This window comes from Gluconobacter sp. P5E10 (genome assembly GCF_018812145.1).
GTDB lineage: Bacteria > Pseudomonadota > Alphaproteobacteria > Acetobacterales > Acetobacteraceae > Gluconobacter > Gluconobacter cerinus.
This window is the reverse complement of record NZ_JACRVZ010000004.1, coordinates 274,572-290,866: the sequence shown is the minus strand read 5'-3', so window position 1 is coordinate 290,866 and position 16,295 is coordinate 274,572. Positions and strand designations below refer to the sequence as shown.

The window sequence follows — 16,295 nt, the reverse complement described above, 5'->3', positions numbered from 1 at the left end:
TGACGCAGCGGAAGGGCCCCAGGGCTCTCATGTTTCAGGGAACGGGCTCCAGCGTTGGGAAATCTGTGCTCGTTGCAGGGATTGCCCGAGCCCTGACACGACGTGGCCTTACAGTGCGTCCGTTCAAGCCTCAGAACATGTCGAACAACGCCGCCGTGACCAGAGACGGAGGCGAAATTGGGCGTGCCCAGGCGCTTCAGGCTCGCGCCTGCGGGGTTCCTCCCACCGTGGACATGAATCCTGTGCTGTTGAAGCCGCAGAGCGAGACAGGATCCCAGCTTGTGGTTCGGGGGAAATTGCGAGGAACCGTGCGGGCCCGCGCTTATCAGGACGTCAAGACAACTCTTATGCCGGATGTGTTGTCCGCGTTTCGCGCTTTGGCGGCAGAAGCTGATATCGTTTTGATTGAAGGGGCCGGATCGGCTTCAGAGGTCAATCTGCGGGAAAATGACATTGCCAATATGGGTTTTGCCGAAGCCGCTGATGTGGACGTCGTGCTCATTGGTGATATCGACCGGGGGGGCGTGATTGCCAGCCTTGTCGGAACCAAAATGGTGCTGTCAGATCCGGATGCAGGGCGCATCAAAGGGTTTATCGTAAACAAAATGCGTGGAGACGCCTCGCTGTTTACCGACGGCATGAACATTATTTCACGTCAGACGGGATGGAAAAAGCTCGGTCTTGTCACACACTGTGCGCATGTTGGTGACCTTCCCGCTGAAGACGCATCTGATCTTGTGAACGAAACGCCAGTAGGCGACGGCTTACGGGTTGTCGTGCCGCATCTACCCACGATCGCCAATTTCGATGATTTAGACCCTTTGCGATCTGATCTGGGCGTCACTCTGGAGATCGTGGCACCCGGTCTACCCCTTCCAGTTTGTGACCTTGTGATCATACCAGGCTCGAAGGCGACTATTTCTGATCTGGCATTTTTCAAGAAACAAGGATGGGACATAGACCTGAAGGCGCATACCCGGCGCGGCGGTCGTGTTCTTGGCATTTGTGGTGGGTATCAAATGCTTGGAAAATCCATTGAGGATAATGAAGGGATCGAAGGCCCCCCGGGTCTCGTTGAGGGCTTGAGCGTACTAGACGTGCAGACAGTCCTGACGAATGACAAGCGTTTGACCGAGGTAAGGGGATTACTGGTGCCGGAAGGCGTCCCGCTCACGGGCTATGAAATTCATGTCGGGCGAACGTCTGGTCCGGCTACTCAGAGGCCATTTGCAATGATAGACGGTGAGCCTGAAGGTGCCGTTTCGCCTGACGGCCGTGTTTGGGGAACTTATCTGCATGGGGTTCTGTCTGGTGGAAACGCGCGGAAAGCTCTTCTTTCACGCGTAGGGCCCGCCGGGCCTGACCTTCAGGATCATGATGAGCGGGTTGAGGCTGCGCTGGATGCCTGGGCGGACCATCTTGAAGCCTGCATTGACCTGGATGCGCTTCTTGCATTGGCTCGACCTGTCTGATCCTTCAAAGCCAGAATAGGCCAGAAAGAACGGCTAGAGCCACGCCCTGAAAAATGCACGCCCGACGGTAGAGTTGAAGCGCACGCCAAAGATCATCAGCAGTCGCGGTGGCCCGTCCGTCGCCCATCCATGAATCATTGACTAGAATACCGTCATAAACTCTGGGGCCAGCCAATTTTAGTCCTAAGGCTCCTGCCATAGCAGCTTCTGGCCATCCGGCGTTGGGGGAGCGATGATTGCTTGCATCACGTTGGACGGCGCGAAATGCCCTCGTTGAGTTGGCACCGGGGATCGTGAATGCCGCCAGAAAGATGCAGAGAGCGGAGAGGCGGGAGGCTGGGAGATTGACCAGATCATCCAGCTTCGCAGAGGCCCATCCGAAGGCTTTATGCCGGGGGGTAAGGTGGCCGATCATGCTGTCTGCCGTGTTGATTGACTTGTAAGCGGTTGTGCCTGGCAGGCCAAAGAGGGCAGTCCAGAAAAGCGGCGCAACAATGCCATCTGAAAAATTCTCGGCCAGACTTTCAATGGCGGCCCGTACGACGCCAGCTTCATCAAGCTGTTCCGGGTCGCGGCCAACAATCATGGAAACTGCTTTCCTGCCCGCCGCCACACCGCTTTCCTGCAAGCCCGTGTGAACTGCCCTGACATGCTCCCACAGGGAGCGCTGGGCAATCAGAGTGCTGCCCACAGCGCCTTCGATCCCCCAGGCAACGAGAGGAGGAAAGAGAAGGTCCAGGGCCTGAATGGCCGTGTAGATAATCAGAGCGGGAAGACCGATAAGAATGGCCAAGCTTACAATGCCGCATAGACGTTGCCGGAAAGCGCTATCCTGTGGGCGGTTGAGTGAACGATCCAGTCGCGCGATAAGGGCACCAATCCACATGACTGGATGGCCAATTCTGCGAAAAAGCCAGTTCGGGTAACCGAAAGCGGCTTCAATTGCACAGGCCAGACAGGCGACAGACAGTGTGTGGGACAGGGGAGAGAAAGTCATGGGCCTGCGTGTTTCATCCAGATGCCGTGATCTAGCATGATGCCCACGGTGCTGGAAAACATGCCTATTCATGGTGGTCAGGTGCGGCAGGTTATGGAGCGGTTTCCTCACGCTCCAAAGCCTTTCATCGATCTCTCCACGGGTATCAGCCCGTACGAGTACCCTCTTGCTCCCTTGGATGTCGCGGTTCTCACTAGGCTGCCAGAAGCAGCCGACGAGGAAGCGCTTTTAGCGGCCGCTACGACAGCCTACGGCGTACCGAATGCAGGCATGATTGTCGCGGGCCCTGGCACACAGCTGCTGATTGCGTTGCTTCCGTCGGTTCTGCAAGCGCGAAAAGTCGTCATTTTTGGTCCCACTTACTCCGGGCATGAGCAGGCGTGGAGAAATGCGGGAGTGGGCGTGTCGATCGTGACGGATCTTCAGGCATTCAGGGCTGCTGCAGGACGAGCGGGGACTGTCTGTGTCGTCTGTAATCCAAATAATCCAGACGGACGACGCCTGCCGGTCGAGACACTTTTAGAACTCTCGGATCGTTGCGCGGCATCCGGTGGCTGGTTAGTCGTCGATGAGGCGTATGCGGATTTCGATCATGAAAGTGCTGCTGCGTCTTTTCCCCGGGCAGGGCTCTTGGTTTTGCGGTCTTTTGGGAAAACCTACGGGTTACCCGGTGTCCGCCTTGGTTTTTTAATCGCCTCTGACGGCATAGCGGATCGACTTCGGTCCATGATGGGGGATTGGGCGGTAAGCGCTCTGGCTCTGTCCGCGGGACGGCAAGCACTGTCGGATCAGGAGTGGTTGAACAGCATCAAACGTCGATTGGAGCGGGATGCCAAGCGCCTTGTAAACCTACTGAAGGGATCGGGTCTCGTCGTTAAAGGAAACACCCTTCTGTTCTGCCTGGTGATTTTGGATGAGGCTGCTTCGCTGTGGACCTTCCTCTGTGAACGCGGGATCGTGACCCGTGCGTTCCCTGAGCGGCCAACGGAGCTGAGGTTTGGTTTGCCGCGGGATAGCGCGGGTTGGGATCGCCTGGAACGCGCGCTTCATGATTGGTCAGAGATCGCAAAGTGAAGCTGTTCTGCTTTGCCCTTCCATCGCTCCCGTCTTCGAAGCGAAGCATCTTTCCTCCGAAAGGGGAACTGCGTGACATGGCAAGTACGGAACCTGCGCTCTGGCCAAAATCTCTACCGATCCTAACAGGGTGTGCGGCAGACGTTGCGTGGCTTGAGGCGTATTCCGAGTGCGTCGTGACCGTGGATGAACGGCTTCGCGGCCGTGATTACGGTGACTGGTGCGGGCAGAGCCTCAAAGCCTTATCGCCTGGAAGTCTGTCAGAGTGGATGACAGACCCCGATTTTTCGCCGCCTTCCGGTGAAAGCCAAAAGGGGATGTATGTCCGTCTTGCAGAGTGGCTGTCGGATATCCGTGACGCGGAAAAGTCTGTGATCCTGGGTGTGGATGCTGATGTTGTGCGGGGACTTGTTCTGCTAGCGATGGGCTTGAATGCAGAAGCGGCAGGTAAGCTTGATATTCTCCCGCAGAGCTGGAACGTCCTGTCTTTTCACAGGACGTGGAGGGTGCAGGCCCTTTCGGTTCCAGCCAACAGAATAACGTCTGAAATTATTTTCGGCTCAGAAAGCGATCGTTAATCCAGGCTGCGGCGCCCACGGCCACAAGGATGGGACCGAGAATAAAAAGTACCGCTGCAAGGGCTACTAAAATAATAATACCGAAAGACATTTTCTTTTTTCCTTATTCAGGATGAAAACTGTTACGATCTGAAGCACGTTTGCCATAGTTCATGCGCATATTCGCCAAGTTTATGCTTCACAATAACCTCTGAAAAGGGGAACGATATGCGTTATTTTCTTATGATTCTACTCGGGGCTGTCGTCACCCGCTTCTGGCTGCGGATAGCCTCCGTTCAGACGGTTCCGCGTGTCTCGTCACCTGTTCGGGCTCTTCCAACTTTATGACACTTATTTCCGTACGGCAGGGGTATAGGTCAATCTGTAGAGCGACCCGGAAAAATCGTCGCTAACGAGGATACTGCCGTCGGGCATCGGCTGAACATCCACTGGGCGGCCAACGGTGCGCCCATTGCGCCGAAATCCCCAGATTAGCGGCTCTGACTGCTGTGGATGGCCAGCACTATCAAATTTGACGGACACGACCTGATACCCTGATGGAACACTTCTGTTCCATGATCCATGCTCCGCAATCAGCAATGCACCTGTCAAAAAGCGCGCTGCGGCGGGGCCATCGTAAAATCGCAGCCCTAATGCTGCGACATGGGCTCCAAGCTTCAGGGCAGGCGGAGTAAACTCACCGCACGAGTGGCCTTTTCCGTAATGAGGGTCCGGGACGTCTCCCTGATGGCAATAGGGATAGCCGAAAGACTGCCGGGGTTGGGTAAGGGTGTTCAGTTCGTCTGAAGGGACGTCATCACCCATCATGTCCCGGCCGTTATCCGTAAACCACAGGTCTTTTCCTGTTCGCCGCCATGCGAGACCAACTGAATTGCGAATGCCGTAAGCAACGTCCTGCCTGTCCGTGCCGTCGGGAGTCATGCTAATGATTTTTCCGAGATCGTGGCCCACGTCGCAAACGTTGCAAGGTGCGCCAATGGTCACATACAGCCTGCCATCCGGCCCGAAAGCGATAAACTTCCAGAAATGGTCGCCATCTTTGAAAGGCAGGTGATCCGTAATGACTTCCGGTTCGGGCGGATTGTCTAGGTGGTCTTCGATATCTCGTAGAACTAGAATGCGTTCGGGTTCCGCGATGTAGAGATCTCCATCATGGTATGCCACGCCTGAAGGGGTTTCGAGGCCGCTGGCAAGTGTCCTGACCTGAACGGGACTGCCTGCATCACCCACTCCAGAGACGGCATAAACCTTTCCCGGCCCCATGGAGCCAAGGAAAACAGTTCCTGTGTCTCCAAGAGCGATCTCACGTGCTCCACGGACCTGTGCCGATATAACGTCCAAATGAAACCCGGGCGCGACAGACAGGCCTTCAAACGAAGGAGCGCCCCATGCAGATAGGCTCAGGCACGAGCCTATCACTGAGAATAGCAGAAATTGCCGGAGCATGACGCACCTCACCAATGTGGAGCAAGGCTTGAAAGACAGCGCTGGTAACCGCAACGGACGAATGGCTCAGAGGTTTTCAGGTGTTCGGCTATTCCTCCATTTGAAAATGTGATGTCACGAAGGATGTCTGGCGCTCCAAGGCCCTGATACTTCCTCGGTTCTGACGCGTTAGAGGTCCAGTTGCTGCCTTAATGAACGCATTCTGTCCGTCTCTCTGAACATGTGCACCATGTTAGAGAGCGAGCGTGAACAGTCATGGGAGTTTCCAGGTCTATGGTTGACACTTCCCCCCGTAAGCCGCGCGCAGCCGAAGCCGCACTGCGCATGCTGGCAATTGATCTGCATTGGACATGGAACCACGAGGCGGATCTGCTGTGGCAGACGATCAATCCGGATCTTTGGTCCCGAACCTGTAATCCCTGGATAACCCTGACCCGAACACCTAAAGCCCAACTGTGGGAAGCTCTACAGAACCCGGATGTCCGCAATCTCTTGAAGGCCAGTATGGAGCGCCGGAAATATGAGTTGGAGCGTTCCACCTGGTTTGCGGAGAAATATGCGGACGCGGGGCTGTCTGAAGTCGCCTATTTCAGCATGGAGTATATGCTGAGCGAGGCACTTCCCATCTATTCTGGCGGGCTCGGGAATGTTGCTGCAGACCAGCTGAAAGCCGCAAGTGATCTGGGTGTTCCCGTTGTTGCGGTCGGACTTCTCTATGCGCAGGGTTATTTTCGCCAGGTTATTACTCCGGCAGGTGAACAACGGGCGCTCTACCCATTCAATGACCCTGACCAGCTTCCGATACAGCCCGTCCTCACGCCGGATGGGGACTGGTTCCGGCTCTCTGTCCAAACAGCAACCGGAGAAATCTGGCTTCGAGCCTGGAAAGCCGTCGTAGGTCGGACAACTCTTTACCTTCTGGATACAAACGATCCCTCCAATCCACCCGCTGTTCGCTGCATCACGACCCAGCTCTACGGCGGAGATGCAGAACTTCGGCTGAGGCAGGAAATGGTTCTCGGGATCGGGGGGTGGAGGCTGTTGCATGCTCTAGGGCACCGGCCGGATATCTGCCACCTGAATGAGGGGCATGCGGCTTTTGCAGCTCTGGAACGAGCTCGGTGTCTTTCCGAAGAAGAAGGTATTCCTTTCGCGCAGGCGCAGGTCATTGCCCGCGCGGGAACGGTCTTCACGACACATACAGCTGTCCCGGCTGGGTTTGATCGTTTTCCGCCTAAGCTGATTGAGAGCCATCTCACGTTCTATGCCGAAGACCGTCTGGGCATGCCAATTCAGGACTTTCTCGCGCTAGGGCGTCTTGATTCGGCAAATAAAGATGAATTTTTCAACATGGCTTATCTCGCCGTTCGGTGCAGCGGAGCCGTTAACGGCGTGAGCCAGTTGCATGGGGCTGTGAGCCGGTCCTTGTTCACGCCACTTTTCCCGCGTTGGCCGCAAAATGAAGTCCCGATCTCTCATGTGACGAACGGCGTCCACACCCCGACGTGGGATTCAGCATCTGCCGATGAACTCTGGACCCAGGTGGGGGGGAGAAGCAGGTGGGAAGGAGATCTCGAAGGGCTGGGCGATGCCGTTCGTCATCTTGATGACGACACTCTCTGGCGCAGCAGGTGCAACTCCCGGGCCGAATTTGTTCATGCGCTGGGGCAGGAGCTCTCTGCGAGACAATGCATCGTTGGCGAAGATGGGTTGTGGTGCCTGCCTGCGCCGTCGTTGAACCCGGAGGCGCTGACAATCGGATTTGCGCGCCGGTTTGCCACCTACAAGCGTCCAGACCTCCTGTTGTACGACGAAGAACGGCTTGTCCGGCTGTTGCGGGACGTTCATAGGCCGGTCCAGATCGTTCTGTCCGGCAAGGCTCATCCGCAGGATCTGGAAGGGCAGGCGATGATCACGCGCTGGGTCCAGTTCTGTCAGCGTCAGGATATCGTGGGAAAAGTGGTATTCCTTGCGGACTACGACATGGCTTTGGCCCAGAAAATGGTTCAGGGGGTCGATCTGTGGCTGAACACACCGCGACGTCCCTGGGAGGCCAGCGGGACCAGCGGAATGAAGGTCCTGGTAAATGGTGGGCTCAACCTGTCAGAACTCGATGGATGGTGGGCCGAGGCCTATGCGCCGGAAGTCGGCTGGGCGTTAGGGGACGGACTGGAGCACGCGGGAGATCCGGCCTACGACCATTCTGATGCACAGGAACTTTACAGGCTCTTGGAAGAGCACGTTCTTCCTGAGTTCTACGAACGCGATGCTGGCGGAATACCTAGGGCGTGGGTCGCGAAGATGCGCGAAAGCATGGCGCGTCTGACGCCTCAGTTTTCCGCAAACCGTACAGTTCGCGATTACACCGAACAGTTCTATCTGACGGGTGCGCAGCGCTACAGGCGTCGCCTGTCTGACCATGGGGTGAGCGCTGGGACGGTTATCGACAGGCAAAAGGCTCTCTCTGCTGGCTGGAATAGCCTAAGGATCGGGGAAGTTATCATTCCCGAGAACGGTGGGGATCAGCAAGCGCATGCCTTCATTCATCCCGGAACGCTCGATCCTGCGTTGCTGCGTGTTGAACTCTACGCTGACGCTCAGGATGGGCACCCGCGCATCAAATCCCTGACACAGGGAGAACATCTTCAGGATGGCTGGATTGCCTATACTCTTGAGACTGAGCTTCCTGCCCCCGCGGCAGAGTGTACACTGCGGATCATTCCAGCTGCGGAGATCCTCAGTGTTCCGCTCGAAGCGCCTTTTATCCTCTGGCAACGGTAGGGCATGAAGGCTTACGCTTCATGGGTCGTCATGCTGGAGGGGAAAGAATAATGATCCGAAGCCTTTTGCCGCAACGTCTGACATTTCGCTTTCTACCAGAAGCATGGCCTCTCGTTCGTCACCACACAGGCATAGCACCCGCTTTGAAAAGCGTGCGACCGAGGCATCGGATCCGGACATTTTACGATACCGCATCCGGCATACTGTCTCGCCACGATTGGGCACTCTCCACCGCGCGAGAAGGCCGTGCGTCAGTTCAGGTGCTTGAGCCTGTTTCCTGGGCCGGGTTACCTAACATGACGCGGCCTGAACAATGGGTCTGGTCCCGGAGAGGATTACGTCCAGATATCAAGCTGCTTGAAGGGACTGAAGCTGCAAAACTCGATTTTTCAGGCATAGTTCTTCCAATATACCGCACAGATTTTTGGCAGTTACAAGGGAAGGCGGCGGTTGGTGCCACTAGCCTCAAGGTGTCTCTGTCTCGCGGATCAGTTCAGGCTGGAGAACAGGCGGAAGCTGTTTGTGCACTGGATCTGACGCTCCTGAGCGGTGAAGCGCGAGATCTGTATGCGTTTGCGCAAACTTTAAGTGATCTTCCCATATGGCTGACGGGCGAAACGCTTCCCATGAGGGGAGTGCGGCTGGCGCTTGGACAGTATGATGAGGATGTCACAGTTCAATCGGCGCTGCCTTTCGCAGGGGACATGACGGTTGGGAAAGGGTGGAGCCAGTCTGTTCGTGCTTTTCTGACGGTATTTCTTGCCGCGCAGCCTGCTGCCGAACACGGGAGCGTCGATGCTGTGCATGAGATGCGCGTCGCCGTCAGGCGGCTTCGAACGATCCTGAAAGCTTTTCGCCCTCTGTTCCCTAAAGGAGCGTTAGGGAATGAGATGTCAGTTTTTCAGCAAACTGGGCGGTTTCTCGGCAATGTTCGAGACTGGGATGTTTTTCAGACCGAAATTCTACCGGCTCATGTGAGCGGGGATATTGCGAGTGAATTCGTTCAGTTAGCCAAAGAAAAGCGAGTGTCTGCACTGGCGGAGATGCGACAGAAACTGACTGATCCGAGCATAACGTCTACGCTACTTTCTCTTGGACAAAGCACGGAAGACCCGGCAGCTCTTTTCGGAGCCGAGACTGCTGATGCGCTTTTGGAAGATCATGCGCCTGTTCTGCTCGATCGAATGGCGCGTAAAGTCCAGCATCGGGGTCATCACATCGGGCACCTGTCAGACCGCCAGTTGCATGACGTCCGTAGATCTCTGAAGGGGCTGCGCTATAGTATTGAGAGCATTCTTCCTCTGTATAAGGGGAGCCGCGTTGAAACCTATATGGGCCATTGCAAGGATTTGCAGGACCTGTTTGGTCGTTTCAACGATGCAGCAACGGCGGAGGCTCTGGTCAGGCAGGTGATAAAAGAAAGGCCTGACCTCGCAGAAGCAGGAAATGCGATTGTTCACATGGCGCATCGGGAGCGGAAAAAGATCCTGAAAATACTTCCCAAGCAATGGAAGATTTTTTCGAAGGACGTCCCGTTCTGGTGTCAGTGAGTTATTTCCTTGTGTGTAGCGGAAACCTTGGGTCCAGCTCTGATTTATGATCCAAACGGGCAACCAAAAAGCGTGACTGATTGCCGCAGGGAGCAAAAATCATGGAAAAACGCTGGGTTCTTCTGACAATCATTATCCTGATCGCCGGGCTTATCATGATACTGCTGTGGGCGAGACAGACCGACCCGGGCACGATTGGCCCGGACACGCATACGGAGAAGACGGCCCCCCAAGCTTTGAACGCGGCACATCCATATCTATGGAGCCCCGCGCACAATCAAAGAGTTTCTGAAGCCAGCTGAGATTTGCTTCAGAAATTAGAACGGAGCGTAAACATGAAGTTCCGCGGCTCTCCGTAGTAGTTGTAGTAATACAGATTTCCCAGTCGCTGATAATATCGTTTGTTGGCGATATTGTTCAGTGTTGCGGAGAGGGAAAGATACTTGTTCCATTGGTATCCAGCCTGGATGGAGCCAATAATGTATCCGCCCTGCGTCACGGTGCGATTTGTGCCGAATGTACTCGTTTGAGCATTGAAGCCGCCGCCGATGCTCCAGACATTTTTTTGTGCCCCGCGATATGGCTCGAACCGGTAGTGTGTCCAGAGCTTCCACAGATGCTTGGGCGAGTTGCCAGCATAGGTCAGGCCAGCCTGCGTGGCGCTACCATTATTGACGATCCGGTTGTCGTTATAAGTATAGCTGGCATTGATGTCCCAGCCCTCCAGAGGACGGCCAATCAGCTCTGCTTCGGCTCCCTGGCTGCGTGTTTTGCCTGTCGCGACGTAGCAGTCATCCACGCCGCCGGGCCCACAGATGGCGCCGATGGTGCCGTTATAGATGGCTTCGTTTTTCTGGATGATTTTGTAGCCGGACAGGGTCATGCCCAGGTGCCCGTGGAAGAACTCCCCTTTGATACCACCTTCGAGCTGATTGCCTCGGACAGGTGCGAGACGGCCGGTGGTATCAAACGCAGACTGAGGCGAGAAAGTCGAAACGTAGCTGACATAAGCCGTGACATTCGGCCACAGGTGCAGAACGCCGCCGATGTAAGGGGTCAGGATGCCTTGCTGGTCGATATCGGTGCTGGTGGCACCAACAGTTGGGGAAATACGACGTGTTTTGCTGACATACCCGCTCACCCGGCCACCAATCAGGATGGAAAAGCGTGAAACAGGCTTGATCTGTGCCTGACCATACACGCCCCACTGCGTGGATGGCTCCCAGTAGCGGTTGGTAATGGTAGGGAGAGCCAGAGACGGAATGGCATTGTTCGCATTGATTGGGATACCGGCGAGCGCCGTGTAGGTCCGGGAGTTTGCACTGGCACCGCCGCCTTCATAAAGATAGCGATCGTAGTTCGCTCCCACCATCAGAACGTGTTTCTGTCCAAAAAGATGAAGCGGCCCGGTGACGTAGGCGTCCAGGCCATCATTCGTCTCGTCATACCGTGTATTGGCTGCGACGAAATTGCCAGTCTTTGCGGACGCGTTATACGCGTTGAGATAAGCGTATTGGAGTGTGGTGGCTGCGGTTCGGTGACGGTAGTTGAGGCGCCCGCGCCAGCCATGAGAGAAAAGATGCTCCAGTTGTGCTTCAACTTCAGTCATCGGGACTTCGGATTTGCCCCAGTTGGCCCCCACCAACGTGCTCGTCGGCAGATTCAGATCCGCGCCATTACTGGCACGGGGAAGCCCCATATAACGGGTTGTATCGTTACTTTGAGACGTCACGGAGACTGTCAGGGTGTCATGCCGCGTTAAGTGCACATCTGTGACGCCATAAATCGTCCAGCGACGATCATAGGCATTGTTGTAGAACTGGTTGCGGTCGGTGCCTGCGACGACAAGTCGTGCTGAGACAATTTTCGAGTGCGCGAGAGGGCCGCCGACATCAAGGGTGGCATGGTAATTGTTCCATGAGCCAGCCGAGAACGACGCATTGCCCTGAAAGTCATCGGTCGGGCGCTTATGGACGAAATTGACACTCCCGCCGGGTGTGCTGGAGCCCTGAAGCATGCCGTCTGGTCCACGCAGGACTTCAATACGATCGTAGATGGCCAGATCATACTGCTGGCTTAAAGTCAGCCCACTCATGGACGGGACACCGTCATACTGGGCCTGTAACGAGAAGCCGCGGGCAGTGTATCCGCCCGTTCCGTCGCCATACATATTGACGTTCACGCCCGCGACCTGTTTGAGCGCAGCATCAACCGTATTGAGGTTCTGGTCTTTCATTTGCTGGCTGCTGAGGACCGAGATGGATTGTGGAACGTCCAGCGGTTTGAGGAGCATTTTCGTCGTAGAGACCGCAGAGACCGTATAAGTGCCGGTACCATCCGTAGAGGCGTTGCGGCGATGACCCTGCACCAGAAGCTGCTCAATGCTGCCGGGGGTCTCATCTTCTTGTGACGCGTGTTTCTGTTGCGTGCTCTGCGATTTTGGTGAAGCGGAACGTTCCTCTTTAAGACCGGTCGTTGAAGCTGATTTCTTACGAACTTCTGGAGATACGTCATCAGTGGTCGCGGCAAAGGCGCCATTCCACGTACCTGACAGCAAAAGTGCTGTAAAAAGCATTGGGCCTAGATGTGTACGTTGAGGAACGTTCGACGCTGGAAGTCTCATGGAAAGGGCTAACTGCCTCCTGGAAAATGAATTTTCACGAGAATTTCAGCTGACTTTCCCGTATTTCTAAAGTTACAAATGATATTCATTCTCAGAAACTTCAATCTTTAATTCACGCACCTTCGCAGTTGTTACATTGTAGGCAGCATTCCTGCGATGTTGAGCGGGCAAGTGGTTCCTACAAAAAAATAATTATGAAAATGAGTGTTTTTTTTAAGAATCGCTTCGTAAGAGACCTTTTCCTGTCGAATCAGCTAAGAACTGGCCTTCACGGTCTGCCTTTGAATTCCAAGCCCTTCGATTTCCAGCTCTACGACATCTCCTGGTTCGAGATAGACTGGGTGAGGCTTGATGCCCATTCCGACGCCGGCAGGTGTTCCTGTGGCAATGATATCGCCCGGCATCAGGGTCATGTAATGGCTGACATGTGAAATGATGCTGCGGACGTCAAAGATCATGTTGGAGGTATGCCCGGCCTGCCGACGGTGTCCGTTGACATCTAACCGCATGGAGAGTGCTTGCGGATCGGCGATTTCATCGGTCGTCACAAGCCATGGTCCCAAAGGCCCGAATGTGTCGCAGCCTTTGCCTTTGTCCCATTGGCTTGTCTGCATCTGAAATGAGCGTTCAGAGACATCATTGGCGACACAATATCCCGCAACATGCTCCAAGGCCTTCTCCGGGGAGACGTAGGACGCTTTGGTGCCAATAATGACTGCGAGTTCGACTTCCCAGTCCAATTTGGTGGCATGTTGGGGGACCAGAATACCATCGCTCGGACCCGTCAGGGCAGAGATGGCTTTCATGAAGACGATTGGCTCTGAGGGGAGGGGAAGGCCTGCTTCCTCGGCATGATCCCGATAGTTCAGGCCAATGCAGATGTACTTTCCGGCACCTGAGAACGGAATACCGTAGCGTGGTGCTTCTGAAACGACAGGAAGAGTGTTCGGATTAATGGCCCGTAAGGCGTCCAGCTTATCCGGAGAGAGATCGGCAGCCGTAATATCAGGTAGAACCCCTGCGAGGCTTCTCAGGATGCCAGTGTCATCAATGAGTCCAGGTGTTTCCTGATCCAAGGGACCAAAACGACAGAGCTTCATCCTGCGACACTTTCTGTCCAGAGTGGGGAAGCATGAGGTTAGGCATGTTTTGGTTTCTCTTCCAAGGATCGAGGCGCCTCCATTGTTCAAATTGATAACTTCAGTTATTGATATGTTATAACATACGTGTTTGACTATATGGGAGTTTCGGTTATGCCCCTGCTCAATGATGGTTCCCCGGAAGGGGATGAAAAGGGAACGCAGTGAAATGCTGCGGCTGCCCCCGCAACTGTAAGCGGTGAGGCTGATCACGATGGGTTCCGGGAACCCGGCCACTGGGGCGTCAGCCTTGGGAAGGCTCGCGATCTGCCGATGATCCGCAAGCCAGGAGACCTGCCATCGAAAATGGTCATGGACGAAGCGAAAGGGCGGGGTGCACCGGACGCAGCAGGATGGTTCATCCTGCTCATCGTAGTGACGCATTGTTGAGTGAAGTTTGCGTTATCCATGAGGAAAATCAGTTTTGTCGGTGTGTTGCCCGTCGCGGCATTGACCGTTTTTCAGCCTGCGTTCGCCCAGGCAGAAGACGTCAGGAAGGCGGCAGCCAAAGCGAAAGAAGAACACATTACGGCGCACGGTCGGGCGCAGCCGCTGAAGGATAGTGCTGTTATCGGGGGCAGACTTGGGCTGACGGTTCAACATAATCCTGCGACAATCAATGTGATTCAGCGCAGCGTGATGGAACAGCGCGGTTATGCGCACGCTGAAGACTCCGCAGACAGTGCACCGGGTGTTTCTTCCGGTGGATCTCCAGGAAGTCCGGCGCAGATGATGATGCGCGGCTTCAGCGGGAATCAGGTTCTGATCCTGCGAGATGGCATTTATTACGGCCCGACCACGATGGTGAACCGTCCGCTCAACAGCTTTAATCTTGAGAGCGTTCAGGTTCTCAAGGGGCCGTCGTCTGTTCTGTACGGGCAGGGCGCTGTTGGCGGCACGGTGGACATGCGAACGCGTGACCCTGCGTTTGATGGGCCGCATGCTAATGCTCTGGTATCTTATGGCAGTTTCAATACATGGAATGCTGGTGTTGGCGGTTCGGTTCCCATTACTGACACTTTGGCCATTCGAAGTGATTTCAGTCGTACCTCGTCTGATGGATACGTTGCTGGCGCAGACCCACACAGCAACGATTTCACGACAACGTTGCTCTGGCACCCTTCGAAGAAATTTACAGCCCGCTTTGGCGTCGACTATCTGACAGATCGCTTGTCGACGTACTATGGAACCCCTTTGGTCCCGCTGGCTCAGGTCCATGATGGTGTGGGCGGCCTGCTATCGTCTTCCAAGGGATTAGGCGTAAGTCGATCATCGCTCTGGCGGTATTACAATGCCAAGGATGCAAAAGCTGGCTCGGTTAATGTGACCCCGACGCTTCATCTGACGTGGCAGCCAACGGAGAACATGACGTTCCACAATAAAACCTATGTCCTTTACGCCAAGCGCAACTGGAATAACGCTGAATCCTATAGCTATATCGGTTCAGCCGGGCAGACGGACGCAGCGGGAAATGCCATTGCACCCGGTCGGGTCGGCCGGGATCGGTTCTATGTTTATATGAACCAGCATCAGGTGGGTGACACGCTGGATGGTCAGTTTGATTTTCATGTTTTCGGAATGAAGAACCGTCTGGTTGTCGGTGGAGACGCGTATTATGTGCGGCTCATCCGGAACCGTGGTTTTCCGGACGCGACATATGCGGACAGTGTTTCTCTGAGTAGTCCTGAGAGCACGGCCGTGGGGAGTTTTGCGGGGGAATATCCGTATACGAAATCTCCCACAACCATGGTGGACGCAGGTATCTTCATGGAAGACGTCCTGACGGTGCGGGACGATCTGCGTGTAGTGGGTGGATTTCGCTATGACTGGCTGAAACTGGACCGTCAGAATTATAGCCAGTCCGGTGCGTTCAATCCTGCGACCAGCTTCAAGGGGAACTACAATCCTGCCAACTTCAGGATTGGCCCTGTTTATGATCTGACAGATAACATCAGCCTCTACGGCGTGTACACAACGGCTGAAGATCCGCCGGGCTCCAATATCTTCCTGGTTAATAAAGGGCAGTTTTCACGCCTGAGTCAGTCCAGGCAGGGAGAAATCGGCGCCAAGGGCTCTTTCTGGAAAGGGCGCCTGTCCTCTACGCTGTCTCTGTACGATATCCGCCGTACCCGAGTTCTCGTTGCTACCGGTGTGGACAGCGTGGCAACGGCGGGCGTTCAAAAGTCACGGGGTGTGGAATGGCAGGGAGACCTCAGGCTGGGCAAACACTGGAGCCTGTCGGGAAATGTTGCCTATACGTGGTCTCGTTATGGATCATTCCATCCTTCAGCGTCAGTGAATGCCTCCGGGAACGAGGTTCCAAACGTTCCGGCTGTAACGGCTAACCTGTGGGGGGTCTGGTCCCGGGTTGCAGATCTGCCGGTCGATCTGGGGGCTGGTATGCGTTACGTATCTGCCCGCAAGGGCGATTACGCCAACACCCTGAGTCTGAAAGACTATGCGCTCGTCAATCTTTTCGCGGCATGGCACGCCTATCGTGGCGTGACGGTTTATGGCCGGGTAGACAATGTGGGAAACAAGCACTTCATTCAGTGGGCTGATACCAGTTATCCGAGTGAAGTGATGTTGGGGGCGCCGCGGTCCTTCTCGATCAGTGTTCAGGCCGGTTTCTGAT

General features: G+C 55.2%; 12 protein-coding genes and 1 riboswitch. Of the genes, 7 read left to right on the top strand and 5 right to left on the bottom strand.

The genetic code is table 11. From position 1 onward, the window contains the following. Nucleotides 1–29 precede the first annotated feature (29 nt). Nucleotides 30–1,472: a cobyric acid synthase gene (locus KP707_RS10045; RefSeq protein ID WP_211503173.1), complete on the top strand. Its 1,443-nt coding sequence runs from the start codon at nucleotides 30–32 to the stop codon at nucleotides 1,470–1,472. Between the two features lie 4 nt (nucleotides 1,473–1,476). On the opposite strand, the gene cbiB is transcribed toward KP707_RS10045, so the two are convergent. Beyond that, entirely contained in the window at nucleotides 1,477–2,469 is a 993-nt protein-coding gene (gene cbiB / locus KP707_RS10040) for an adenosylcobinamide-phosphate synthase CbiB (RefSeq protein ID WP_211502994.1), read from the bottom strand. Nucleotides 2,470–2,505: 36 nt separating this feature from the next. Between cbiB and cobD the strand changes: the two genes are divergently transcribed. Both cobD and KP707_RS10030 read left to right on the top strand, forming a co-directional pair. Continuing rightward, entirely contained in the window at nucleotides 2,506–3,543 is a 1,038-nt protein-coding gene (gene cobD, locus KP707_RS10035; RefSeq protein WP_215751595.1) for a threonine-phosphate decarboxylase CobD, read from the top strand. A gap of 77 nt (nucleotides 3,544–3,620) precedes the next feature. Further along, nucleotides 3,621–4,121, top strand: a complete 501-nt coding sequence (locus tag KP707_RS10030; RefSeq protein ID WP_211502996.1) for a histidine phosphatase family protein — start codon at nucleotides 3,621–3,623, stop codon at nucleotides 4,119–4,121. 330 nt (nucleotides 4,122–4,451) lie between these two features. Here KP707_RS10030 and KP707_RS10025 read toward each other — a convergent pair whose 3' ends face one another. Then, nucleotides 4,452–5,567, bottom strand: a complete 1,116-nt coding sequence (locus KP707_RS10025; protein WP_211502997.1) for a sorbosone dehydrogenase family protein — start codon at nucleotides 5,565–5,567, stop codon at nucleotides 4,452–4,454. A 273-nt stretch (nucleotides 5,568–5,840) separates the two neighbouring features. Between KP707_RS10025 and glgP the strand changes: the two genes are divergently transcribed. Further along, complete coding sequence (glgP, locus tag KP707_RS10020; protein ID WP_211502998.1) at nucleotides 5,841–8,348, top strand: alpha-glucan family phosphorylase; 2,508 nt, start codon at nucleotides 5,841–5,843, stop codon at nucleotides 8,346–8,348. 18 nt (nucleotides 8,349–8,366) lie between these two features. Here the strand turns inward: glgP and KP707_RS16805 are convergent, their stop codons facing one another. After that, nucleotides 8,367–8,528 carry a hypothetical protein gene (locus KP707_RS16805; protein ID WP_249202904.1) on the bottom strand — a complete coding sequence of 54 codons (162 nt, stop codon included), beginning with the start codon at nucleotides 8,526–8,528 and terminating at the stop codon, nucleotides 8,367–8,369. Between the two features lie 116 nt (nucleotides 8,529–8,644). On the opposite strand from KP707_RS16805, the gene KP707_RS10015 reads away from it, so the two are divergent. Together KP707_RS10015 and KP707_RS10010 are read left to right on the top strand one after the other, a co-directional pair. Then, nucleotides 8,645–9,898 carry a CHAD domain-containing protein gene (locus KP707_RS10015; RefSeq protein WP_249202905.1) on the top strand — a complete coding sequence of 418 codons (1,254 nt, stop codon included), beginning with the start codon at nucleotides 8,645–8,647 and terminating at the stop codon, nucleotides 9,896–9,898. Between the two features lie 101 nt (nucleotides 9,899–9,999). Then, entirely contained in the window at nucleotides 10,000–10,200 is a 201-nt protein-coding gene (locus KP707_RS10010) for a hypothetical protein (protein WP_211502999.1), read from the top strand. A gap of 8 nt (nucleotides 10,201–10,208) precedes the next feature. On the opposite strand, the gene KP707_RS10005 is transcribed toward KP707_RS10010, so the two are convergent. Beyond that, the gene (locus KP707_RS10005; protein WP_249202906.1) at nucleotides 10,209–12,473 is read right to left on the bottom strand and encodes a TonB-dependent siderophore receptor; all 2,265 of its coding nucleotides are present in this window, start codon (nucleotides 12,471–12,473) and stop codon (nucleotides 10,209–10,211) included. Nucleotides 12,474–12,775: 302 nt separating this feature from the next. After that, nucleotides 12,776–13,621, bottom strand: a complete 846-nt coding sequence (locus tag KP707_RS10000) for a fumarylacetoacetate hydrolase family protein (RefSeq protein ID WP_211503001.1) — start codon at nucleotides 13,619–13,621, stop codon at nucleotides 12,776–12,778. A 153-nt stretch (nucleotides 13,622–13,774) separates the two neighbouring features. Then, nucleotides 13,775–13,977: riboswitch (cobalamin riboswitch) on the top strand. 91 nt (nucleotides 13,978–14,068) lie between these two features. Between KP707_RS10000 and KP707_RS09995 the strand changes: the two genes are divergently transcribed. Continuing rightward, nucleotides 14,069–16,294 (top strand): TonB-dependent siderophore receptor, encoded by a 2,226-nt coding sequence (locus KP707_RS09995; protein WP_211503002.1) that lies wholly within the window; start codon nucleotides 14,069–14,071, stop codon nucleotides 16,292–16,294. Nucleotide 16,295 lies beyond the last annotated feature (1 nt).